The 26,352-nt window shown below is 54.8% G+C and carries 10 protein-coding genes; 2 read left to right on the plus strand and 8 right to left on the minus strand.

Features of this window, described 5'->3' with window-relative positions:
* Positions 1 to 444 precede the first annotated feature (444 nt).
* Together P1M51_RS19560 and P1M51_RS19565 are read left to right on the plus strand one after the other, a co-directional pair.
* Positions 445 to 2,250 carry a DUF262 domain-containing protein gene (locus tag P1M51_RS19560; RefSeq protein ID WP_276275238.1) on the plus strand — a complete coding sequence of 602 codons (1,806 nt, stop codon included), beginning with the start codon at positions 445 to 447 and terminating at the stop codon, positions 2,248 to 2,250.
* 314 nt (positions 2,251 to 2,564) lie between these two features.
* Positions 2,565 to 3,206, plus strand: a complete 642-nt coding sequence (locus P1M51_RS19565; RefSeq protein ID WP_276275239.1) for a DNA-directed RNA polymerase subunit epsilon — start codon at positions 2,565 to 2,567, stop codon at positions 3,204 to 3,206.
* A 1,448-nt stretch (positions 3,207 to 4,654) separates the two neighbouring features.
* Here P1M51_RS19565 and P1M51_RS19570 read toward each other — a convergent pair.
* The 8 genes from P1M51_RS19570 to P1M51_RS19605 form a co-directional block, all read right to left on the minus strand.
* Complete coding sequence (locus tag P1M51_RS19570) at positions 4,655 to 6,658, minus strand: pentapeptide repeat-containing protein (RefSeq protein WP_276275240.1); 2,004 nt, start codon at positions 6,656 to 6,658, stop codon at positions 4,655 to 4,657.
* Positions 6,655 to 7,557, minus strand: a complete 903-nt coding sequence (locus P1M51_RS19575) for a phosphatidylserine/phosphatidylglycerophosphate/cardiolipin synthase family protein (RefSeq protein WP_276275241.1) — start codon at positions 7,555 to 7,557, stop codon at positions 6,655 to 6,657. Before P1M51_RS19575 ends, P1M51_RS19570 begins: the two co-directional genes overlap by 4 nt.
* Before the next feature lie 4 nt (positions 7,558 to 7,561).
* Entirely contained in the window at positions 7,562 to 9,346 is a 1,785-nt protein-coding gene (locus P1M51_RS19580) for a DUF1998 domain-containing protein (protein WP_276275242.1), read from the minus strand.
* A gap of 98 nt (positions 9,347 to 9,444) precedes the next feature.
* A complete protein-coding gene (locus tag P1M51_RS19585) occupies positions 9,445 to 13,152 on the minus strand; it encodes a helicase-related protein (RefSeq protein WP_276275243.1) in 3,708 nt (1,235 codons plus the stop codon).
* Positions 13,153 to 13,234: 82 nt separating this feature from the next.
* Positions 13,235 to 16,669: a hypothetical protein gene (locus P1M51_RS19590; RefSeq protein WP_276275244.1), complete on the minus strand. Its 3,435-nt coding sequence runs from the start codon at positions 16,667 to 16,669 to the stop codon at positions 13,235 to 13,237.
* Positions 16,670 to 17,311: 642 nt separating this feature from the next.
* Positions 17,312 to 18,784, minus strand: coding sequence for a hypothetical protein (locus P1M51_RS19595; protein WP_276275245.1), 1,473 nt, complete (start codon positions 18,782 to 18,784; stop codon positions 17,312 to 17,314).
* Between the two features lie 295 nt (positions 18,785 to 19,079).
* Complete coding sequence (locus P1M51_RS19600) at positions 19,080 to 22,907, minus strand: exodeoxyribonuclease V subunit beta (RefSeq protein ID WP_276275246.1); 3,828 nt, start codon at positions 22,905 to 22,907, stop codon at positions 19,080 to 19,082.
* 2 nt (positions 22,908 to 22,909) lie between these two features.
* Entirely contained in the window at positions 22,910 to 26,260 is a 3,351-nt protein-coding gene (locus tag P1M51_RS19605; RefSeq protein ID WP_276275247.1) for a PD-(D/E)XK nuclease family protein, read from the minus strand.
* Positions 26,261 to 26,352 lie beyond the last annotated feature (92 nt).

Below are 26,352 nucleotides of genomic sequence, written 5' to 3' on the forward strand. Positions count from 1 at the left end.
GCCAGTTAAACCAGTTGAAGAGGTGTGCTCTATTAGCGACCAAATTAATTTGGTCTGAGCCACAATTCAACTGACCCGATGTCCGTACTAGATTGAGTTTATCGACTCTTGGTGGATGAGGGTACGCCGTACTGGCAAATGTCCAGAAACCCAGTATCAAAACAGGGCGATGAAATATGTCTACGAAACGAGCACCGACGAGAATGTCCACCAACTGCCGCTCCTCACAATTCAGGCTGACCAGCTTGTGCACCTGTTCGTTCAACTCCTTCTGCAATTCCAAAATTTTATAAACGCCGCATTGGGAGCCTAGGAATACAACGCCTCAGCACTTGATTTTTAGCTTTGAAGGAAAATCGTTTCCCGATTAACCGCTGACCCCACCAGACTGAGTTTTATGTTCCCACCGGTACCTCTGAATAATATGATGAGAGCGGGTGCGAAATGACTCAGGATAAGCGACCGACGGAGCGAATGCTGGACGAAATCGACGACGGGAACTACGTCATCCCGCATTTCCAGCGTGGCTTCGAGTGGGATCCCGGGATGGTCTGTGACCTGTTCGCCTCCGTCCTCGACGAGTACTACACTGGGACACTGCTCCTCTGGGATTTGGAATACTACAATGGGAGCGGCGAGATGTGGGACGTCGTCGAGGGCGTCCCCGAGGACCGGCTTGCTGACAGTCCGAACTACGCCATTCTCGACGGCCAACAGCGGCTCTCGTCAATTTACTACGCTCTTCACTCACCAGCGATGACCTTCCCCAGCCGAAAGTCGTACTACTACTTCTTCCTCGATATGGACGCGTGCCTTCGAGAGGAGTACGACGGGGCCGTCGAGTACGAGTACCGCCTCAATCCCCGTGATACGGCAGATTTCAAGAAGCGGCTACCAGAGCTACTGCCCGAGCAGGGTCTGTTTCCACTCTGCCTACTCCGAGACGCCGAGTTTCGGAATTCGGAGACCTTTGAGGAATGTCTCACAGCGTACCACGACCGGCGGAGCGAACGGGGACACCCGGTCTACGAGATGAGTCAGATGAACCTCTACCGGGAGTTCAACGGTATTTTCGATCGTATTCTGAACTACCGCTTCTCCGTCGAAATCCTCGACACGGCAAAGCTGGAGGAGGTTTGTGAGATTTTTACCCGAATCAACAAGAAGGGCATGACGCTGTCGACATTTGACCTGATGAACGCATTCCTTTACCCGGAGGGCATCGCCCTCCGCAAGGAGTGGGACGAGCTTACGGGTTATGATCAGCTGAAGGCCGTCGACAACTCGATGAGCACGAACGTGCTGAAGACCATTGCGCTGCGCCGGCGTGAGTATTGCTCCTCGAAGTACATTTATCAGCTCATCCCCGGCACTGAAGTCGAGCGTCGGGACACTCCAGGAGAAAGCCGGATGGAAGTGCCCGTAGCGACCGTCGACGAGTTCCGCGAGTTATGGGATACCGCAATCGAGTACAGCGAGGCCGCCCGCCAGCGCATCATCAACACCGGCACGCACGACTTCGGTGCCATCAAGAATGGGTTCATTCCAAACACCACCACCTTGTCCGTGCTGGCCGCGCTCCTCTGGGAGTACGACGAGCGGCTCACCACGGCACTCGAGGAGCCTGAGTTCAACGATCGTCTCGTCCGCTGGTACTGGTCGGCGGCCCTCTCACGGGACTACAGTGGCTCCTCTGACACCATCATGTCGCAGGACTACCGCGAGATGCGCACCTGGTTCGCCGACGACAGCGAGGTGCCCGAACGAATCCGAACGGTGGACGAGGACTTCGTCTCGAACGCCCTCGACCTCCAGAGCGTCACGCAGGGTGGCCGATATAAGGCCATTCTCGGACTGTTCGGCCTCAACAACCCCAAGGACTTCCACACAGGCCGGCGGCTGGGAACGTACAACGCGTCACAGATAGACGACCACCACATCTTCCCGAAGAACGCGGAGGGGCTGTCGCTCACGGGCGAGCGTAAGCACTCGATTCTCAATCGGGCGCTCATCCTTGATGAGACAAACCGTACGGCAATCAGTAACCGCAAACCGAGCGACTACCTCCGGGACATTGAGGCGACAGCGGACGAATCGGTCGAAGAGCGGCTCGCCGAGCACCTCATCCCTGCGGATGGCGTGGATGCACTCTGGAACGACGATTTCGACAGCTTCATTGATGCGCGAGAGCGGGCAGTGCTGGACGAGGTCCGGAGGCGCCTCGGGATTTCGGAAATCTACGGCAGGTGAGTAACTAATCAGCACTCACCATTGATACGGTATTAATATCGGTGTCGACTGGGTGGGAAAGGGATGTTTTGCGGTGAGTGTTCGTTCGAGAATTATCTATTGCACACCCAATACGTTTTATTTTATTGACCAAAATTTCCAGTCGGATGTGTACCGGCGCCGGATTTCGTAGCCCCCAGGTTATTGGCTCACACTACCAGTTTCGAATGTATTGGGGACATCGTATTTACCCTGATACTGAGATTGGGAAACATTGGCTAATTGTTAAGTAATTTGGGAATGTATTGAGTAAATAAGAATATTTTCTGAATGCCATGGTTGACCAACCACCAATAAAATCGACTGAAAAGGATGAGTTCGACACTACTGATGAACAACTCGATTTCAGACCTTCAAAATCACAAGAGCTGGACCATTCTCCAGACGCGTTTACCGTAGGCTATGATCCAACTGGCAGTACCCGCGTGGGAAGTGGTCGTTCGAAGGGACGGACGCTTCGACTAATTCGCCTAAACGAAGGCCGTCATCACGCAGATGGAAGGCATAGTATTCGTGAAGCAGCACGAGATAAAAAACGGATTATTCAGTCGTTTTGCTCAATTCTGGAAGTTACTCCGCACCAGCAACGTGAAGCGGTCGCAATCATTGGTCGACTCAATCTGGATAGATTCGGTCAACAAAAACGCCTCGAAAAAGTCGCCCTTGGAATTATTAGATTTGTCGTTGATAGTGACCGGGAACGTCACTTTTTCGAGGGGCAGGACCCCACAAAACTCAACTTCCGCAATGTAGACCTGTCTCGTTTCCCTCCTAAGTTCGCTGAGAATCCTCAGTACCGTGCACTCTGTAAGCAGTACAATCTCTCTGGAAAGGACCAGTATAGTATTTCCCAACTAATAAAACGAGAACTCAAACGTACTGGATATTTTTCTCGCGCCAGGTCAGGGCGACGTTGAGGACAAGTGAGTCAAGATACTCACGAACATGCACACATATTCTCTAAACAGTATTCCAATATCCCCTATCTATTACCCTCACGCATTTTCCTTTAAGCCTTTCCTGCAACAATAAATTGGTGAGGTCGGTCGGCCGGGGGGGTCGCCGAAGGCGAAACGGCTGACCGGAATCGGGGCCCGAAGCTCCGGCTTCGAGTATTAACCACCGAAGCCGAATGGCTTGAATAGCCCCTGGCCTAGAGTAGATGTCCCAGAACCCTCTGGCTACTACTAAACCCTTAATTGGAATCGATTGTCGATTAGGGGTTAAAGCCTTTTTACTAATCGCGCTATCGTATCCCGCGCGAAACTGAATAAAGTGACTGACTCATCCCTAGGGGTTGTCCTCAATACGCTACTCTCTTTGACGTAGCGAAGCCAATAGCGAGGACTCCATCCTTCTTGCTACTTCGACAATAAATCGACTCAACATTCGATTAGTGGCAATACTGTAGCGAACCCCGATTCAGTGCCTCTCAGAGCAGTCAGCACAAGGATACTTCTTCGACAAATGTCAATACATTATACACACTTAGAGTCATACGTACCGCCAATAAACGAACCACACGCGACCGATAGATGGTGTGAACGCACACCCGCAGAAATCTCCATTGAACAAGCCTGGAAATTAGCGATTCCAGTCGAAGCACCCACCATAGATGCCCAAGACGTTCGCCTCTATTCTCCCTATGGCGCAGTACTAATCCTTCGTGCAGGACTGGTCCGAACAACTTACCTAAGTGATGAGAACATCGATATCTCCAGCTTGGCTCCGTGCAAATCGTGCGAGGATTTAATCGATCCGCTCAGAGGAGATACCTGCCCATGGTGTGGAATCGAGATTCGCGGCCAGTTCCGAATCAGACATGTCATAATCACACGGAAGGGTGACCGTCAATGAGTGGGTTGCCGTACGTCGAGCTCGGTGATCTCGATGGCACCCACGGGTTGATTCGCACGAGCGGCTTCGTGAATTGGGAGACCGATATTTCTACGTACAAGCCGTTTCAGCGAGTTGGGATTGGAGATAGTTCGATAAACCCTCGGTCTGTCGTTTGCACGGTCTGGACGCCAGATATTGACCTCGAAGTGGGTGTTGGGTACTATTTTGTTGGCGTCGACACGGTGTGGGAGAAGGGAAACGAGATTCAATTGAAGCTCTACGATAGGTGCCGAGCAACCGAGTTCTGGCGACGGGAATAGGCATGCAATCGCCAATATCTGTTTCGAGGCGGTCAAGGCGGTTCAAGAACCGCACCAATGACACATACGTATTGTACTAGCTCATGAATCTCACCCGGAGACAACTGAACAGCAAGATTTCTCACCTCTTCGAATTCCGGCTGTTCCGTAAATTTGAATCTGTAGCCGTACGACTGGCGGTATTGGGCGGTCCGTCAGTAATGCCGTCACCGGCCAACTTGACGTGTCAAGACGAAGACTACCAGCGCGAAGAAGAGCACACCCAGCCCTGTCTCGAGCGTCGCTATCACTTCACCAGCAGGACTCACGCTGAGTTGTCCGTATCCAAGCCCGGTGAACGTTGAGAGACTCAGAAGGAGGCCGAACAAAGGCGCGATATATCCAACCTCGAGGTACCCCACCGGCCCCAGATTAGTGTGTGTCAACCCCATTGCAGGATAAACGAAGGGCATCACTCCAATGACGAGGACTGCCGTCCGCTTCACTAATCGTGAAAGCGACTCTCCGTAATCCGTCGTAATCTGGGAGAACCGGTTGATATAGAGTGGGACAGTCGCTCCCTGTTCGCGGTGGAAGCGTTGTTCGAGCTCTTTCCTGTTACGGAAGTAATGGGTAGCGAAATCGCCGAAGGCGTTGTCCCTCATGACTTGCTCGAGCGTGCCGTAGACGGACATCGCCTTCCGAATCGATGATGTTTGCGTAGTAGCAGTCTCGTGGACCTCGGCGTCGGAGCGCGGGTCATAATTGACGTACAAGTTCGAATTGATTTCAGCTAGGTTCTCTTCGGTGTTAATCTCATTGAACTCGGTTCCCCCTCCGATGCGTGCCGATTCGAGCATCGCCCCGTACATCGATGCGCCCTTGAAATCGGCGCGGAAGAGCTCGGTCTGATCGAACGCGACCCGTTCAACGTTCGCGTTGACGAAGCTAGCACCACTTGCCTTCGCGTCCGTGATTACCGCGTCGCTGATATCCGCACGGTCGAACCGAGTCTCGACGAGCCGAGCCCCGGAGAACCGCGCAGCGTCCAACCGGACGTCGCGTAAATTACCACCACTCAAATTAGCGTCGGTGAAGTCGAGCCCCTTGGCGTTCTGCGATTGTAAAACAATACTCTCGAGGTTTGCATCCTGGAACGATGCCTCGTCGAGGATTGCTTCCGTTAAATCGGAACCACTGAGATTGGCTTCGTCGAAGACGCTACCCTTGAGATTGCACATTCCGAAGGTCGTATCAGGGATGGAGGCATTCCTGAAGGAGACTTCCTGGAGGTTCGCGTCTATGAACCGTGCATTGGACAACGTCGCATGTTCGAAGGAAGCACCGGTCAGCGTCGCCCCATCTAACAAAGCGCCAGAGAGGTTCGCACGGTCGAAGCGAGCTCTCCTAAGAAACGTTCCGGTTAGGTCCGTACCCTCTAGTCGTGCGCCGCTCAAATCGACGCCCTCGAGCGTCGCCCGTCTGAGATTCGCATCGTCGAGGATGGCCCCGCTGAAGCGGCATTCCGCGAGATCCTCGGTCAGGGTCGCGTTCGTGAGGTTGGCGCCACGAAAGTCTGCCCCCTTGATTTTCGCGTAGGTGAAGTCCGCACCTTTCAGCTCTGCACCACGAAGATCCGCACCCTGGAGATTCGCGCCGCGGAAGTTCGTTCCGGCAAGCTCCGAGTAGGAAAGGTCAGCTCCACGAAGTTGTGCATCCTCGAGTTGCAAGGTTCCGAATGAGGATCCAGAGAAGTCCATTTTATCACCGATGATTTGCTCCCTGGATTTCGAAATTGCATGGAGCGTCAACGGCTCTTCATTGGAATTCTTCGTTTCCTCTGTCACGCCATCGTCAGTCGAGGCGACGTCTGCGACCGTCTTGGAGTCATCAAGCATATCCAGGAGAATCTCGGCTTCGAACTCATCTTCCGGGGCACCACCTGCAGCGAGATCCTCCCTGCGCCAATCATTCTCGATTGGGGCAACCTTCAACGGGTAGTCGATATCGAATGGTATTTCGAACGATTCTTTGGAGTCGTCGGGTATTGCGCCCGTCAACGCTGCAGAGATTGCAGCCACGAACGGGCCGACGATTTCTGCCGTATCAATACGGTAGACGATGAGTGGGTCGCCCGATTCGATATCCAGCGGCTCGGGATAGCGGAGCACCCCGTCTGCGATGGTCGTTTCGAGGAATGACTCGTCGCCAGGGAACACCCAGACGGTCATCGCCCACCCACCGGGAGGTCGACCAATCGGGCGCTTGCGAACACCTCATCGAAAATCGTCGCGATATCGTCCACCGGTGGACCTTCGATAAGGACGCCCACCTCGAAGTTCGACCCCAAGCTCGTCGTCGTTAGGTTCGCGCTTCCGACGTAAGCGATGGAATCATCGACGACCATCACCTTCGCGTGGGTCGCCACCGCCTGTCTCCCTGATTCGTCGAGCTCGAACAGTTCACGGACGTCCAACAGCCGCCGGGCTTCCGCATCAAGTTCATTGTGCATCCGGTTGAATGTCGCCCTGTGGCTCGGCTCTGTCACCTCGCGCGTCAAGATTTTCGTCACCGCCCCCTTCCGTGGGAGGCCGATGATGTCACCGATAATCCGTTGTTGTGGATCGAAGTACGGATTCGCGATACGGACCGATTCGCGAGCTTCAAGCAACAACCGACGGAGGCGCGATGGCAGCGGGCCCACGGTCTGACTCGCCAATCGGGTCACGGTCGTGCCGGGGGGGACCGTCGTCAACGTCTCGACCTGAGTCAGGTCGGACTCCAGGGGACCTTCGCTCTCGAGCGCTCTGACCGCGATTCGTTGCTGGGTCAGGACCTCGAGGACGCGATCCCGATTGAAGGCGTACTCCGAGTCGACGAGCGATCCACCCACGGCGACCCGGCTTGCAGCTTCGGTCTTCAACAGCCCGATTAAGACCGCTTCCTGTGCCCGTCTGCCGAGAGCCGAACCGCTCCGATTGAACACCGCTCGGCCGCTCGCAATCATTTCGTCCGCCGCCTCGAACCACTCTATGAGCGTCTGGATGGCCTCCTCGTCTCGAAGGGACCCTGCGATGGTGTAGTCATTACAGAGATTGTTGAACCGGTCCTGGGAGTGCTCAGCGACCATGCGATTAGATATCCCAGAAGGCCGGAACCTTTGCTCCATCCCCCACAAGAACGGTCCTGTCCAGTGTGTTGTTGAACGACTGGCAGGTGAACTCGCTCACGTGCATGCATGCGTGACAGGCAGCTCCCGACTCGTCTTCGATGCATGCGGGATCGTAGATACACTGGACGGCGTGCTTCTTCGCCTCGTCGACCCAATCATGGAGGCGGGTCTTGAACAGGGTGAACATCCCGCCGAGAGCGAAATGCTCCATGCTCTCGGCGTAGAGGATAATGGATGGTACCGTCGGGAGGATGAGCTCCGAGATGCTGTCGGAATCCAACCCACACTGCTGGCTGGCGGTCGACATCAGTGCATGGCTCATCGTATGGAGCAGCTGGTACACTTGCTCGGTCATCTCGTCCTCAATCGGTGTGAACGGGTTCTGCAGCTCCGTCGGGTCGATGTTCTCGAGGAACCAGGTCTTGAGTGCGACCTCGTCTTCGAGGTCGGGTGCGTTGGCTCCGTTCAGCACGCCAGCATCGAGCAGCCACTCGATGATAGCCTTCCTATCTATCTCGAGGACGATAGCCTCCGATGGCGATCGATCGCCGTACGCGGTCAGCGCATCGCTCGAGGCGGACTTCTCGAACGCCTTCAGGTCGACCTTGCTCGCCTGGATGTCGTCTCTGGTGTAGCCGAAAACCACTGAGAGCAGTGGGAAGCTGTCGACAATCCATGCGTCAGACACGTTGATACTTCGCAGTCGTTTGCGGTAGAGTCCGGCCTGGCGGTACTTTCGCTCGAACTTTGGATCGTCGACGTAATCTGAGAGTGGACGCGGGACCGGATGGCGGTTCACGTTCCTGACGTGCTGGCGCGGTCCTTCGTACCCCTCCGTCGAGCGGATGAAGGTGAAGAGCTCGTGGGCGATATGCGAAAACCGCGTCGAGTCGTTCGGCAAATCTACCCTCGTTTCGTTCTTTTTCGCTATCTCCACACGGCCAGGAAGCCCGGTCTGTGCGCTCCCGAGCGCGTCGAGGATGTCATCAGCAACGTCAGCAGGCACCTCTTTGAGGCGGTCTTCGATACCTGCCAACTGCTCGCCATCGATACCGCGTCGCGTCGCGACCGATTCGAGGGTGATGCCTTCCTGGTTCAGGTCGAGTAACCCAAGGTGCGCATGCATTAGCACCCGCGCCCACTCGTCGTTGAAGACGAGATCTCGAGCCTCCGGTCCCACGGGTGGAATCTCGACCATCACCTCCCGCTGTGGGTAGTAGACCGAACCGCTCTGAAGCGGGCTGGCCTCGCTGACGTACTCCGAACACCCGCTACATGGGCCGGTCAAGGATTTAATCTTCTGGCGGCACTTCCGACACCGGAACTCGAAGGTGTTGACGTTGTCTGGATCCCCACGCTTCAGAAAGACGTCTTCCCAACCGTGGCCAGGCTTATCACACGCTTTCGGCATAATGTTCGAGACCGCCCCACAGTCATGGGTCAAGACCCATTGCAGCTGGTGTAACTCGCCTTCACTACACCGGGTACAGGTTCCCTTCGTCGACGCGAGGTGCTTGTGGTTCTTTGGGTTGAACACCGCGTTGCACTGTCGACACACCATCGTCATTGGGAAGAGGTCGCCCTGGACCTCCTTGGGTCGGTAGATATCGATGGCCGCGTTCTCGATGTCGTTCCACGGCTTCTCGTCGCTGTTGCGGAACTCCTTGACAGCGCCGGCGATGCGTTTCATCACCCGCTTCTCGTCGACGTTCTCCATGCGGTCGACCTTCCAGTCATCGACCTGCATTGAGAAGCCCTCGCGCCCGTAGCTGAACAGTGCGCCAGGCGTGAACGAACTGAGTACTTGTGCGATTCCACGCCGCATCTCCGCATTACTATTATCCATCAGTGGCCACCTTCTTTGAACGACTCCACGACGACGGTGGAGTACCGGTTCGGAATGATGTCGATTTGTTGGTCGATATCCCGGAGGCTATTCATCGGCCCGTGCTCGTCCTCGGCGTCACCCGTCACCACATTCGCGATGAACTCCTCGCGGGGATCCTTCCCCAGGGGATCTTCGACCAGCCGGTCCCACACTTTATCGAACTGATCTTTGATGCGCTCACGGTAGAGGTTTATCCCGTGAACGTCCGACCACTCTTGTTCCTGTTCCTCCGTAACCGAGTAGGCCCGCTTGATAAACTCGAGGGCGTCCTCGCTGGTGATAAGGTCACGGTCTAGGGCTTCGTTGTACCCCTGGAATTGGTAGAGCGACTTCTCGGTCTGCCCTTCGAACTCGTGATGGTAGTACTGGAGGAACAGCCCGACTATGAGTCCGGGCATTGTCCGGTCGATAGCGAATTGGGCCCATCGCTCGAGCGGAGTCGCCTCGACGAGTAGGTCCTGGTAGCGGTGGTAATGTTCGAACTTTGTGTAATGCGAGCGATCTCGAGCGCGAATCGCGTCGAAGAGGACGAACACTGTCCCAGGATACCTTCGACCGACGCGTGAGTACGCCTGGATGTACTCGGCAGTGTTCCGAGGCATCCCGAAGAAGGAGATGAAGTTCAGCTTGTCGATGTCTACACCGTGTGAAATCATCGACGTCGCGATGACGATATCGATAGGCCGATCGGGATTGTCAGATTCCAACCGCGCTAGCGCGTCGCGGACCACGTCCATGTCTGTCTCTCCCGTAAGGGGGACCGATTTGAGTTCGTGATAGGGCTCGCCGTACGCCTTCAGCTGCTCGTTGAGCATCTGGTTGACGTTACGCTGCAACATATCACTCTTCGTCTTCGCGATGTTGTAGTTGACCTGTACCTCATACATTCCGAGCAATTTTTGGTAGATGTCCTTGCGCTCAGCCACGTCCGTGGGCAGGTCGAGTGGACCACCGAGTTGTGATTCCGGAATCTCCGCGAGCGCAGCATCCAGTCCGTCAAGGTCATCAGATTCCAAATCTCCCTGGAGTTCCTGGACGAGCATTGCCCGTTCGCGGATGATGGAGTTGATGGCCAAGGTTCGCGAGATGGTCCGAGGTATCGCCCCAACCATTCGACGCCCGAGTTGATATGGATCTTCGTACGCATAGAAGGACTGCCGCAGCCGCGGCCCCTGTGTCGGGAAGACGTTCGTGTCCCGCCAATAGAGCGCGTTTACCTGTGACGAAGCTCCCTTGATGGTCGCGGTCGCCGCCACGATTTTCATCTGCCACCGGCCGTCAGTGTAGCGGTTCACCAACTCTTGGATGAACGTCTCGTAATGAGAATCGAACGCACCAAATTCCTCCCGGAGCAGGTGCAGCTCGTCTTGGATGAGTATGGATGGCGGATCTACAGGCTCTACCGGAGTCAAATCGGCGCTGTCGCATCGGAGCTTTTTCGGGTAGGAGTTGTCGGCCATGAAGCACTCCTCCTCGCTGGTGAGGCCGTGCTTCTGGCAGCGATGCTTGACGCGACCGAAGAGCGTCCGCATCCTGCGCTGCCAGCCGACGATGGCGATTTTGTCGATGGTGCTCACCACGAACGTGGGAGCGTGACGGTAGACCTCCTCGTCGGTGATGTAGATGGGTAGCTCTGCTGTCTTACCACCCTGGTGTTGCACCTCTGGGCACTCAGGGTTCTCGCACTGATGGATGATTCGCATTCGCTCCAAGTCGCCCGTGACCGAGACCGTCTCGTCAGCGTCGCAGTACGGACAGTCCTGGACCATCAGCCACTCCTGTTGCTTGTCAGGGTCGTCCCTTGCCTCCTTGACGTAGTTCGTGTCGCCTCCACGATCGCTCATCGAGTAGGTCTTGTTCGGCGTGTTGTTCCGACCGACAAAGTAGCCGACACTGAACGATTCACCTGCCATCGCCGAATCGTCCCGGCGGATAGTTTCGGCCATGCAGAGGACGTCGGCGATGCGCTGGAGTTGTTGCAACGAGAGCAGGCGCAGTGGGAACTTCGTGAGCGCGGTCATCCCGAACTCCTTCCCCCGGAGGCGGTCGTAAAACGCCGCGAAGACAACCAATCCAAGGTATGCTTCGGTCTTCCCACCACCAGTCGGGAAGTAGATGACGTCACCGACATTGAGCGCATCAACGATATCCCGCTCTGGGTCTGCTTGCGCGACGATATCCGGGAGCGTCATGACGATGAAGACGATTTGGAAGAGCCGCCATTGCACGTAATCTTCACCCATCTCGGTGAAAGTCTCGTTCAGCGCGCGGAACGCCTTCTCAACCTGTGGGTCGTTCGCGATGAGTTCACGCCCCTGATGGAACCGCTCTCGTTCGGCAGCAAAGTCCCTGAGCGTCTTCTGGTACTCCTTCTGTGCCGCCGACGTTTTGCCAACCAGTATGTCATCTTCGAGATTTTCGTACTGCTCGTAGGCCGAGTCCATTTCAGCTTCGATGTTCGCGAGGACGCCATCAATGTCCCCATGTGCCAATTCGCTGAAGGGCGCGTCAACGGTCTCTCGGGAGTGATACTTCGGCTGCTCATATACAGGGACAGTGGTCGTCTGAAGACCGGTGACCGGATTCTTGCTCATACGCTCGACCGCGCAGTTCTCACCGATGGCGTAAATGTTCCCGTCGTACTGGTAGTGATCTCGAATCTCCTCGGATGGGAAGGATTTGAACAATGGCGACCCGGCCTCGACCCCGAGAGTGACATCGAAGAGGTAGGACTGCCAATCCTCGTCGGGTTCCTCTGAGTTTGGATAGTCTTCACCGAAGCCGTTGACGAGCGAGACCGAGACGGCTATTCGTCCGTCGTCACGCTGGCTGGCGGTGATTCGGAGGTACGCCGTCCACTCGACGGGTTTGGGCGTCTCGGAGAACACCTCCTCGAGATGTGCCTCGAACGATGGTTCGTCGGTAAGGCTCTCCGCTGGAACAGAGTCGGCCTCCCAGCGTTCGACACCATCTGTGGATTCGCAATAGACCCGCTCGGCTCCGTGGTACGCCTCTCGCGCCGCCTGTAACTGATTGGTTATATCGTAGTGTAGCCGTCGGTCGCGTTTGGCGGCGTCACGAATCTCCGCCCCAGGGACAGAGATTGGTTCAATGGACGGCGATAGCCGCTCGAACACCCTCAGGAGGTTTTGTTCATCGTAGGTGGCGGTCCCTCCATCTGCGTGGACCTCCCGGTCCTCGTTCGTCACCGCGAGTTCGCCATAGGAAGCCTCCTCCAATTCCCCGTATCGGAGTTGCTCCTCGTATTTAGGATAACGACGGTAGAAGAGCTTTAGATTGGGTTGGAACTCGAACTCTGCGTCGTCGAGCTCGTCGGAATCGACCTGGAACGTCAGCCCAAGCGAGAACGGTGCGACATCTTGGCCGAAGTTCTGGAAGCTATCGTCCTCTGCTTGCGCCTTCCGGAAGCGATACTGACTCGCAACAACGCCGGCGAAACATCGACGACTCGGTGTGTTCCCGTAAAGCGTCTGTTGCTCTGGTCCTCGTCCCGTAATCCGGTCGATTAACCGTCCTGTAATGACATGGTCCATCGCCTGATGGCGACGGTACTTGGTATCCCCCTCTGTATCGAACGCCTCTTCGGGTGGTCGGGTGTACTCTGGATCGTTCCGAGGTGGAATTGAATCGAAACGTGGTTTCATATAAGGAATTTGTCTGTTGCTGTAATAAGATTACCGTCGAATAACTTCATCCTCTACCGATTTCATCTCTGGAACATAATCGTCAGTTCTCGGTAACGTCGATGACCGCTTTGACGACATAGCTGGTCGAATGTTGGAGAATCATTTCACAGTCGTCACCTCCTTCGGTGAGCGTCTTCGCGACGTGCTCTCTGATTTCACTCCCTTGATGAATATGTGCACCGCGAATCTTCCTAAGTCCAGCGTCGATGAGATTGCCGTTCGAGCCCTTCAATGCGGGCTTATCGAACGCCTTGCCGATGAGTTGGATATCCTCGACGGCCCGGGGCCCCATCGTCAAACTCGGGTCTCGAGCCAGCTCGAGAGCGTCGTTGGCGATGGCGACGCTCTCGAACCAATCGCGAACCCTGACCGAACTACGATCGATACCGACACTTCTCGCTTCCCCGATTATGTAGTGGTAGACGACGGTCTCGGTGGGTTCATCGGCGCCGACCTCCTCCTGAATCTCCGTCAGTATCTCAGAGATTGTATCGTACCACGTCCGCAACTGGTCGGTCACCCTACCGCCTTCTATATCCGCGTAACGCTCATCGAGCCATTCGTCCCAGAGCTTGTTCCAATACCATGAATCAATCTCGAGGATAGTCGTCCCTTTGGAGAGCTCGGCTGGCGAACGCCACCCGTACTCTGTCTCGACATCTTGCCAGTGAGCGATACGCTCCTCGACGAGCAACCTCGTCCCAGATTCCCGGTGGAGCGTCTCGCCATCCTCGGTCTCGATATCGAAGTCCTGGTGGACGTAATCGTCGTACCGACTGGTGTCGTGGTCGAACTCGCGACCGAAGCGAGAGTTATCAAGGTGCTCAGAGAGACGGTCCTCGAGCGAATCAGCTTCTTCCGCCACCCGTGAACCTGACTCTTCCTCTACCCGTCCTTCGAATCCATCCGTATCTGCATCTTCCGTGGCCTCCTCACCTTCGGACCGATTAGAGACGGAAATCTCCGGATATGGTAACAACGCGGAATCGGTCACCTGGAAGGCAGCGTTGATTCGGTCGATGAACTGGTGGAGGCGGTTTTGGAGGTTCTTTTTATACCGACCTTCGTAGGTCAATATCGTCACATGCTCTGCGTTCGGATGCACGAGACACCCAATGTGCTGTTTACGCTGCGGCCCGGCGATGAGCAATTCATTGCACCGGTCGATGTCGCGAACTGATTCGCGGTCGGTCACCTGGACCTTGTTTCCAAGAGTGTGTCGGAACAGTGCCTTGTCCTCGAGAAGGCGTTCCATGAGAGTATGACGCCACGCCGGTGTAGGCGTGAAAATCCCGAGCGAACGATGTTCGGTGACGGCAGCTTCGACACGGTCGCGGATTGCATCGTAGAGTTCGTTCCGTTCATCAAGTGCTAGGAGGAGGCGCTCCAATTGCTCGTGGACGTCCGATGCGCCGGCACGAGTCATCATATCTGCGTTCGAAACGAAGGAACCGAACTCGTCGACGAACTCACCCATCGTCCAGGATTGTCGACCTCGTTTCCCCCGTCGACGTTTGTCCAGGACCCACCTATCGTAGTAATCCGCGGGGACAGGCAAGCGCTCGAATCGCTTCAGGTACGAATATGACTTCCACCCACCGAGCTCAGCGCCGTTCTCGACGAGGAACATCGCCGCTTCATTAGCATCTTCGAACATCGGTATCAGCCGTTTCGCATCGATTGCGTCAATCCGAATTTCTTTTTCCGTCGCTAGGGCCTCGAGTTCAGCATCGCTCGACAACGGGACCGGTGATTCCGGACGATAGACACCGTCCCCATCGACTACAGACCGTACCGCTTGGGTTCGGGGAAGCACATCGACCTCCGACAAATCAGGTGGGAAGTACTCTGGAACGCGGTTCTCACCGTGTTCTTGCTTCGTGTAGATGCTGTAGATAGGACAGACGAGCTGGTCCCTATCGACCTCGTCGACGACTCCCTCTTCTTCTGCTGTGACCCGAGAATGAAAGTTGAAGAGTATGGGGCCGCGGTCAGCGATTACCTCGAGTTCAGTGTCTCGCGACACGAGGACGAGGTTGGCGATACCCCCGTCTTCATTGCAGCGGTGTTCGCCGTCGTAGACGAAACTATGTGGGAATAGCTCCTCGAGCGGCTTGTGCCCCCCATTTGAATCCACACGGAACCGACCCGGAATATCGATGCCATATCGCCTATATTCTTCTCGAATCTGTTTTTTACCACCCCAATGGGAGGTCGTTCCTTTGGTATAGAGGATGGTATCTTGTCCCTGGAGTGAGCTTTCCAGAAGGACTTCGATGGCGAGGGGGAGCACGATTTGCGGTTGAAAGCCAGGCCAGAGAATGGGAACCGTCCGACCCTCTTTCGTCGCCTTCCGCAGACCGCTCATCATGGACGCTCCAAGTTCGCCGACCGAGACAGGCTTCCAGTCGCCTCTTTCTTCGTAGCGGAGCACCTCGAGCGATTCTGCCAACCAACTGTATGCTGGCTGGCCACCAGTTGACTCGAGTAACGCTTGGAGGTACGATTCCGCATCCTCGGCGATTGCAGCCGCGTAGCGGAGGATGACGACCACGGCCTTGCAGCCGACCTCGTCGGTCTCGACAGCGAGTTCGGCGACCGGGGCTAGGTTCCCGGACAACAGCGATGGTGCGTGTGTAGAGATGGGCGTGAGGAGCTCGAAAGATTTCTTCTGGACGGTAGTATCGTCGCTCTCGAGCCACTCCAGTGCCTCGGACATCGCGTTCTTCACAGCGTCGATTCGGGTGTCGGAGCGCAACATGGCGTCGAGGCCGTTGGCCGCTGCCTGAATTAACTCTGGGCTCGAGTCCGGGGACACGTCAATAGCCTCGACCAACGTGGTTTCTGACAGCTCGCTTCCAGCCTCCGTCGCCAGAATTTCTACGAACGCATCGACCGCGATATCACCGTTCGGAGATTCGAGTAAATCGAACAGTTCAGTTTCCCATTCAACGACTAACATCGGATGATGCTTGGCCAACAATCGGAGCCCATCGCCAGTACTCGAATCTGATGGCACGTCTTCGGCCAGCAGGTTTTGAATCAGGGTTTCCGTGGCGATTTCGAGACCACGCTGTATCTCGGCCGCTGCAGCCCCGTATATCTCCTCGTGACGTTCATGAATCGCTTCGATAGCATCGAACCGGCCAGATGCTCCGAGTGCACATGCGACCGGCCCGGAGTCGCCACATGAATCTGAGTCGAAATAGCGAAGTATCGGATCGAACGCTGAATCCGGCAACGACCTGAACGCCGTAGGGTGATAGCTGGCGAGTTTCGAAATCGCCTCGATGCTCTTCAGCTTCCACATCGCATGGGTACCGCCCATGAACTCGAGTAGGTCCGGAAGAACCTCCTTTGCGGTCTCCTTCGAGATGGTCTCGTTCGCAAGGGTTTCTAGGGCATCGTATCGCGGCTGGTACTCATCGGAGCGAAGCGCCTCGATGAGTCGATCTTCCGAGTTGGTCGCACTCATTCGAAAATCCCTACTTCAACTTGGTACTCGGTATCCCCCAACATCTTATCTGGTATTCAGTGGTCAAGTTAGTTAATTGTTAGGGGGCTGTCTATTTCTACCGGGCGGGTCCCCATCGAAATAATCGTCATACGGGGACCGGGTGGACTTCCTCGTAAGAGTGGTGGCCGTGGAAAAATGAAAATGAACGGTACACCATCAAGGATACCGAATCGAGGTATTTGACCAAGGTCCAATTGGACGTGACGCTTCTGTCGAGGAAATCGATGCAGGTTCAGATGCACACCTCGGTCACACGTTCAGGAATCTCGTATCGAATGAACTTGACAACGCCGTTGAAGGTGCAAGAGTGAAATAATCGTAATGAGCCCCTCGAGATTATGCTACTCTCGACCTCCTCCTCAACTCACAGCCAGGAGAGAACGTCGTGCCTGCGAATACGGACTAATCGGAAACGAAAGCCACCGGTGAGTGCACCTCACCGCTCCGTTTTATTTACCTCCTCAGCAATGTGAACAGAATTCTATTACGGAGCAACCGAACTATACTATTGTGAAAGTCACCGACAACACTCAATGATTATCATATTCAATACTTGAGCAGAAAAACGATATTACCGCAAACTGAGGTCAATGAATCTGATTAGTTTCGATTCGATAATGAATCGATACAGTCTCGTAGAAACTGATATTCCGAGAAGAGCTGGTTTGCCCCGCGAACAGGGTCAGTCAAGGTAGATCCATCACTCATCGTGTGAATAATCGGGTTGTAGTGTGCCACAGAATTTCGAAGATGAACCAAATCACTGAGCTCAATTTCATACCCTCGAATATCACGCTTAATCTCGGTTTGCAAATCATTGCTCTCTACAAGTTGTACGAGCTGATCAAGCCGTCCACATGCAAGCTTATCAGGGTATAGAGACCTATCACCGCGATAGCGAATCGAAACATTTTGATCATCTTCCCAATTCGGGAGGTGCTCTCTGATTAAGCTGCGTAAACCGATTTCGAATTCTGAAAACAAGTCAAACAGATGGAGATAGACTGGTAAGCTGTTGAGATCGAATCGTGTGACGATACCTTCAATATCTTCATTCGAGCCAACGAAGCGAAATCGTTCCTGACTTAATTCGTCGATAACTTCTCTTATCGATGCGGTCGGTTGTAGAAGATTGTGCGAAAAGAGTGGTTCAACGATATCACCAATCGTTACGCCGTCGTCGATGCGGGTCCCTTCTCGTGAGATATACCCTTGAAGACCGGTTCGTGTAGCTGCGTTTTCGAAGACGAGAGCAGCATCGAAATCATGACATATCATATCGAGGAAGACATCGGCAATCCGTTGGTCAACCTCGTACCCGTATGGATTCAGGGTCATCATCGATGTAATGTCCAGTTTGGGGTTCGACTCATCCAATCGCCCCATCAGATTTCGCTCTTGTTCTGATGGGTTGTAACGATGCAATCTATTTCCATCAGATGTAGTCAGTTCATTCGAGATGACTGTTAGCAGTCTCGGAGATTCATGCAAATGGGCCTCAAGATTGATTTCTTCTATCGCTTCGGTCCGATAATAGAGGAGCTTTCGAAGAGGGGCAGCAGATTCATTCGTTTTGAGTTCGTTTGAAGTCAACACTACCGCCCGACCAGACTCGCTTAATCGACGGAGTATTTGCTCGATGTACAGGAAATCTGAATCGACTGGTGAAGCATCCTCATCGGTTATCAGTGCGGAGTTTATCGCATAATCTCGCCGTGTTTCCTTATCTAGGTCGTCCCAAGGGATATGAGTTGGTGAACAGATGATATAGTCAAAATCCAATTCAAGATTGACTCCTCCACGGAAAAAATCATCTTCAATTATCTCTATGTTGTTTTTATTCCGGTAACTGTCACATATTTCACTTAGCTGACCTTCATCTTGCCCGAAAACGTATCCATTCGGCACACTCCATGACGCGTTCTCTTCACAGAGACGGTCTACTGTATCGATGAGTGTGCCATCTGTACATCCGAGATAGAGAATATTATCGAATTTTGTTGGGTAGGTTCCTCTGAAGAGATATTGGACCATCGCCTCCGCAATGGAATCTGGAATCGGTTCGTCAATCACATGAACAATTTCAACAATCTACCATATCAATACCCTCCCCATAGACTCAAGATATGCTGTCTATGACGTAGTCACTAAATTGACCGGGACACCCTATCCGAAGCGGACATCATCATTCAGAATGTCGGGTAAAGGTGAATCCCAGTAGAGCGAAGAATTGTATATACAAGGCTGTTTCAAGTCCTATTCGAAGTTCATTCCGAGCCATATCAATGACTGGTGAACGTGGATAAGCTAATCAAGGTTCCATGTCCGTACGATGTCAACTCCAATTCGAAATTCCATCTCAGAGGGTTTACCTTGCCCCAAAATAGTCCATGGACTCTGCAACACAATCCTCGATACGATTCTCAAGTTGGTTCGCGAGTTTATCGAGTTCTTTTGAATCATATTGTTGCGTCCAATAGTCCTCTACCGAAGTGAAGAACAGCGTCGTCCGAACTCCCCGTGTCAAATCCGCCTGGTGTAGGGCGACGGCGTACGCCTCCAACTGATTCTGATATCTAGTCACTGCAGATTCGATATGATCTTGTGGGACGTCTCCCGTTTTGTAGTCGATGATGTGAAACTCATCATCCGTGACGAGCAACTGGTCGATGAGTCCTCTTACTTCTCCATGTTTGAACTCTGCGGTCACGATTGTCTCTGCATGTGAGGAGGCTTCCGATTCGATTCGAGATTCGAGGAACCGCAATGCCCGTCTCGTGTGCATCTCGATGAGTTCCATATCCAACGCATCCACGGACACGTCTGGCTCGGCAGCGATGAATCCTTCCGCGATGGTCTTCCACTGCTCCGCAGGGGCCCGAAGTTCACAGAGTTTGTGTACGATATCTCCGAGTAGGGTCGCGGGTAATTCAGACTCCGGTCTCTCCGAGCCGCCTTCAGCAGGCTCGTGGACCAATATCACCCGATTTTGAAGTTCATCGTAGACGAGTTCTCCCTTCCGTGCGAAGAGCGCCTTGAGACCTGAAGGAGTGAACCTATACCGTGAATTTGCAGACATCGGAATCGACCGTTCGATGGTGGTAGTTGGGTTCGATGATTGCAGCTTCGGTTGCCAATCGACCGCCTGTTCTGGTAACCGTACGGTGTAGGTTCCGTTTCCGAGCGAGCCGGTCGCACTTCCGGTTGATTCGAGCTCATCGACGATTTCTGGGTCGAGCAGTGCATCCTGTACCCAATCGCGCCACGAGGTGGCCGCTTCTGGATTTGGTGCTCGGATGGCTGAAAGCCCGCTCGTAGACACGTCGGCTGACGATTCTATGGCATGGGTGCCAGAGAGGATGAGGTGGTCCCGGGCCCGTGTACAGGCGACGTAGAGGATACGTTTCTCTTCGGCGCGCTCTTCCAGTTCTCGCTGTCGTTTGATGCTGATTCGTGAGACTGTATCCGTCTCGTGGAACGCATCATCAGATTTCGGGGCTTTCATCCCGACAGCAGGACCGCTAGGCAAGGTTTCGAATTCTAGTTTCCCATCGGCGATGGAACCCCTGTTCATGAACTTTCGCGAAACTCCAGGGACGGCGACGACCGGGAATTCTTCGCCTTTCGCATCGTGTATGGTGAGGATGCGGACTCCCTCTGCATCTTCGGGGATGGTTGCTTCACCCTCACGACGGGCATTTTCGACCCGTCGCTCGAGTCGCATAACCAACGTCGCAAGGCTGGTGATGTCGGTCGCGTTTCGAAGTTGATTTCGCAACTTCTCTACGTTGGCAACCGCTTGACGAGACCGTTCACCTGCACTAATGCTGACGAGGAAACTCGTTTCGTCGATAATACTGGTGAGGAGTTCACTCCAGGATTCGGTAGCGGGCGAGGTCGTTGTCACTCCTGCCGCAGCTCGCCATTCGTTGATTCGTCTCACGATTGCACCGATTTCTGGGTCGGATGCTCTTCGGAGTGAGTCCCAGAGGGGGGTTGAGCCGGTCGAGCGGTCGTCCCCGAGGAGTGCGGCTATCTTCTCATCTGGTAACCCGAACACAGGGGATCTGAGAGTCGCGTACAAGGCCCGTTCGTTCTCTGGAGAGACGAGCGTTCGGAAGAGATTGATGAGTGCTTCTATCTCAGGGGTTTCATAGAAGCCGATTCCCGAAGCGACTGTGTACGGAATCCCAGCGACGGAGAGTGCTCGCTCGTACGTCTTCAGGTGCGTTCGACTCCGAATGAGAACCGCGACATCGGTCGGTTCGACCGGGCGTGTCTCGAGTTCGTTCGCTTCGCTTCCTTCACCTCGTACACGGTTCAACACTGCCTGCCGTCCATCTTGTTCCTCATCGACGGTCTCAGATTCGTATACCAACGTCTCCTCTGCGAACAGCCGAGTTAGCCGTGCTGCGAGTGCCTCTGCTTCGAGTTCTGCCCCATGTGAGACTTGCGTTGCATCGATTGGTGCGTTCTCCTCGTAGAGGTTCTCGATGAGCTCTTCGTTCGTCGGGACGCAGAGGTACTCTACGGAGGCGTCGATGTCCTCAGGGTTATTTCGAGCTGGTTCGAGGGGTTGTGGACGCGCCTCGAAGGGAGCTGCCGTATCGGCCACGAAGATTCGATTGAACAGGGCGTTCAGGAAGTACAGGACGTTCGGAAGCGTCCGGAAATTCAAGGATAGCTGCTCACCGTTCTCGAGAGCATCCGAAAACTCCTCACCTTCGCCAGCATCCGTCGTCACTGCGCCCCGATGTTCGTTCGCCGCTTGGAGCTCCGCCTGTACAGCCCCGAACATCGTCACATCCGCGTTACGGAAGCGATAGATGCTCTGCTTGCTGTCACCCACGACGAAGACGTTGTCTCCCTCGTAGGACGTAGGATTCGAGGTGGTCAGGTGTTTGATGATATCCCACTGTCGTGGATTCGTATCCTGGAACTCATCGACCATCACGAAGGCGAACTGCGACCGTAGCTCGTGCAATGTCTCTTCCGATGCATGGTCCTCGAGGAAGGTGTAGGCGAACTCGATTTGATCTGTGTAGTCGACGAGGTTCTGACGGCGTTTCTCAGCTGCGTACCGGTCACCGACCACGATGAGGACTTTAGCCAGTGCAGTTAGATACCGAAAGCTCCGCGCATCGGACTCAATGTTCACGTCCACTAGGAGTGCCGGTGGGTTGAGCCACTCCCACAACGTTTCCATCGCCTCAGCGACCGATTGTTGTTCGGCTTCGTATCCGTCCCAATTCGAATCGATCCCGTGATAGTACGCATCTGAATAGCGCTCCCCCTTCGATGTGGTCAGGATATCACAGATTTCGTTCACGCATCTCTGTCGGGCTCGATTGTCAACATCGACATCTTGGTCTCGGATGCCGTACGCTTGGAGTCGCTCGAGAATTGAGGTGAGTTGCTTCCACGCTTTATCCTTCTCACTAATCGGTGGTGATTCGTCGGCGAGCCGTTCGAACGTCTCAAACGCGTGCGATGGGGGACCCTGGAAGGTCTTGCGTGCGAAGGTGGGACTGATGGGATACAGGTTCTCCCATACGTACTCTGTGTACTCCTCACGTGTGGCATCCCGCCACCGTTCGGCCCACTCGAGGCTCTCAGGGCGCTTCGTTAACAACGATGAAAGTATCGACTTGAGGTCGCTTCGTGTGAAACGGCGGGCAAGTGTCCGAATCTCATCGGTACCTTCGAGCGCTTCGATGGACGACGCGACCGTCCGTTCGATGAGTGCGACGGTCTCGTCTTCATCGAGCGTCGTGAATCCAGGGGCTATCTCCGGTACGTTGAGTGCGTGTTCGCGTAGTAATCGAGAGCAGAATCCATGGAGAGTGTGAATGTACCCGGATTCGATATCATCTGCGATTCGCTGCCACCGTGCGAACGATTCCTGGTCGTCGATGGTCTGTAACTCCTGGGATACCTCCGTCCGTATCTTCTCTTTCAGCTCGCTAGCAGCACGTTCGGTGAAGGTGGTGGTGAGGATGTTCTCGGGGCTGAGTCCTTGAGAGGTGTCATCGAGTCCACCACTATCTTCGAGAACGGTCTCTCGGAGTAATTCCATATACCGTGCGGTCAGGGTCGTTGTCTTCCCCGTCCCTGCACCGGCCGTCAGTGAGATGTTTCGGTCGTGTGTTCCGGCAGCAATCTGTTGTTCCTCAGTCAGTCGGTCCCAGTCGACCATCTTCAGGCACCCCCTTCAGTATCACTTGCTTCATAATGGATTCCTCGGGCCATCTCTGGGATGTACGAGGGTGATTCGGACGTCTCCAGCTCTTCGATGGTTTCGTGGCGTTGATGCGGTCGAACATCGCAAACAGATTGGTAGGCACAGTACCGACACCCAGCATCGTTCGGGTCCAGTATCGTCGGGTGGAACGCTCCTTTCTCAATCGCAGCGGTAATTCGTCCGATACGGCTCACGATTTCTTCGTCGATGAACGTCCGGAATTCTGCGTGCGTCTCGAACCGAGGATACTTCCAGGCAAGCATCGCTGCTCCGCCCCCTTTTCGCATATGGGCAGTGTGCTCTTTCGAGCCGATTTGACCTTTATAATGGTTGACCTCCAGTGGGGGTTTGAGTTGGTAATATGACCCTCCAACGGTTGAAATATCAGCGTCGTCTCCTTTCTCGAGGACCGACTCGGCCATATGCGCGTAGAGTGGAAGTTGGAAGCGCAATCCATCCAGGGTCGCGGCCTCGTTAGGCGTATTCCCTGTCTTGTAATCTCTGACGACGAGATGGAGTCCGTCCTCGTCGCGATAGGTGTCGATTCTGTCGACGGTTCCGGAAATCGGAATCCTTCCGTTCTGGGTCTCGAGTTGGACGGGCTCTTCTTGCAGGACGGTGGTATCGAACTCACGTCGGCGTCCGAAGCGAGCCTCGAACCAGGTGGGAGTCACGGTCGTATTGGAGAGTAGTTCTTCTTCACGGAGGAACCGACAGAGAACGCCGATTTCCGGTTCGTCGGGTCGGCGATTCCCGTAATAGGGATTCGAGGCTTCGTCACCTAGTCCAGCGAAGACCGCTTCGAGCCAGGCTCGTTGGAACGGCGTGGGCTCTCGGGTCAACGTCTCATCTAACTCTGCAAGTGCGATTTGGAGTAGTTGGTTCTGCCAGTACTTTGTGTCAGAGATGATTTCGTCGACGGGCTCTCCGAGGGAGTCCTGCTGTTCGAGGTAGAATCGTTCCACGACCGCGTGCACGAAGCTGCCCTTCTGGAGTGGACTCGCTTCTGCGGTCAGCGAATCGTCCTCTTCGATTCCAATCACCGTTTTCATGTAGAACTTGAATCCACAGGCCGCGTAGGTTTCGAGGGCGGTCGGACTGTAGGATTCAGAATCGGTCGGATGGAACAAGGCTCGACGCGTTTCCTCAGACAAGCGGGCATCGTACCGGGTGAGGCTGGGTTCGCTTCTGGATGCCGCACATGCACCTCCGGCTTGAGCTCTTTCAGCACGCTCTGCATCGAACGTGCCGACATCGGCCGCGGCCTCGACCCACTCAATGACTTCTTCTGGTCCATTGATGGCGAGTGTGGAAGCAAGGGACCGCTGCACGTCCTCTCGACAACCAGTCTCTTTTGGAATCTCGCGAGCGTCGAGTCCACTCACACGATGTATCTCTGCCAGGATGTCGGCTTCGACGAGAGGGGTCCCATCAAGTTCGTGTGTGGGTGCGGAGAGAGTTACTGAATCAGCCCCTGCCATCAGGGTCGCGACGTGGTACCGGGCACGGAGCTGTGTATCGGCACGGGCGAAATCCTCATGGGCCTCGTTAATCGGGTACGTAAACGCCAATCGGGTTCGATTCGCTGGGAAGCTTCCAGCGGTAAGCCCAACGATGTACAGCCGGGAGAATGTTTGAATCCCGACTTCGGACAAGGGTTGGAGGACCACTCGATTCGACGAACGGTCCACGGATAAATCGACGATTTCTGCTTGGAGCGCACGATTAAATCGTTCTTCAGTACCGCCATCGATGTCGTCATCGACCATCGGAGCTGTTTCCGCGAGGGTTCGCGCTGCGTGCAAGATTTGAGAGTGCGCTCTCTCCTCAACGCTCGCCGAGTACGGTCCTCGTGTGTCTTCTAGTGCCGTCGAAATTCCGAGGTATTCGAGGAGTCGTTCAAGCTCCCCAGGAAGCTCGTGGAGTGATGTGTCACATCTCGCATTCAACTCTTTGAGGAGTGAATCGACGATTCCCTGATGTTCCTCGATTAGATGGTGGTATGCCCGTGCTAATCGGGGTGAATCGAGGCGTTGGTCAAGATTCGACAGCGCTGCCACCACTCGCTCGGATTCATCACCTGCGACGGACACAAGCGGGTTCGAAAGTAATCGAACGAGCGAGTCCGTATGTGCTGATGAATCGATGACTTGGAATGCTGTAGAGATGGCGTCTCCAACGCGCGTCTCGAAGACCGGATAGTCGAGCGAACTCGTATACGGTATCTCGTATTGCTCGAATACCTCCCTCGTGATATCACGATACGACTCAGCGTTCGTGACCACGACGCCGATATCCTTCGGTTCGATACCGTCCGCGATATCGGCTTGTATCGACCGAGCGACGCCACGAACCTCTTCAGGTCTGTTCATCGAGGCCATCCGTTCGATATCCGGCACAACTTGTTCCGGTTCGTCGAGTGCGCTGGTTGTAGTGTAACACTGCCTGACCAGTTCCGCACGCGCATCACCACCCTCATCCAGAGGCGGAACCCACCGCGATTCGAAGCCCATCTCGAGATAGGCTTCTAAGACTCGGCCGACCGCTCGGTCGACGCCAGGTGCGTTTTCAGAAGAAGGGGAGAGAGATTCCTCATTCATGAGTGGCAGAATCGCTATCGTCGGCCACGTTTCGACCACACGTTCGATGACCATCCGTTCGAGGGGGGAATAGAGGGTGAATCCACCGATGACGACCACGTCGATTGACGGGCGGAGGGTGGTGAACGGTTCTTGAGTCTCGACGACACGCCCGTAGCGCTCGCCCCGAATCGATAACGGAGGACCGTCATGATGGGTCGCGTAGTCTGCGCGCATCTTCGAAAACGAACGTTCGAATTCGGCGGTGACCCTCGCTTGGTAGTCCAACCCGAGCTCGCACAGTCGAGCTTCGATTTCAGACGAGTCCAATAGGTTCGCGAACTCCATGAGCGTCAGCAGCTCGTCGGCTCTATCAGCCAACCCTCGTGTCGGTAGCCCGTCTGGGGTGAGCGGGTTCGCTGGCTTGTCGAGATGTTCGAGCGCGAGCTCTACGAGCCGATTCCGTGTTGGACTCCGCATGTGCGTGTGGATGGTTTCACCGAAGGCACGTTCATGACAGCTGTGAACGAAGCCATCGATGGTTTCCACCGACAGTTGGAGTGGACGTCCAACGTCATCCCACCGCTCCTCGATGATGGGAATACGCTCTTGAGTTGGCGTGAGATACAAAACGCTATCGACCATCCCCGTGGCTACATCGGTTGCCTCGGTGAGTGCGTGTCGGTCCAGGCGTTCGGCATCTGGACCGGTAAGAAGCAATCGAGACATCTGGATTACTAGTCAATTTCGGAGACAATCTCCATGTAACTTTCCCTCACATGGATTAATTAGAGAAAGCGCTAGTCTTGTGCTTCCCGTCC

The sequence above is a fragment of the Haladaptatus sp. QDMS2 genome (genome assembly GCF_029338295.1).
In the GTDB taxonomy this organism is placed as follows: domain Archaea; phylum Halobacteriota; class Halobacteria; order Halobacteriales; family Halococcaceae; genus QDMS2.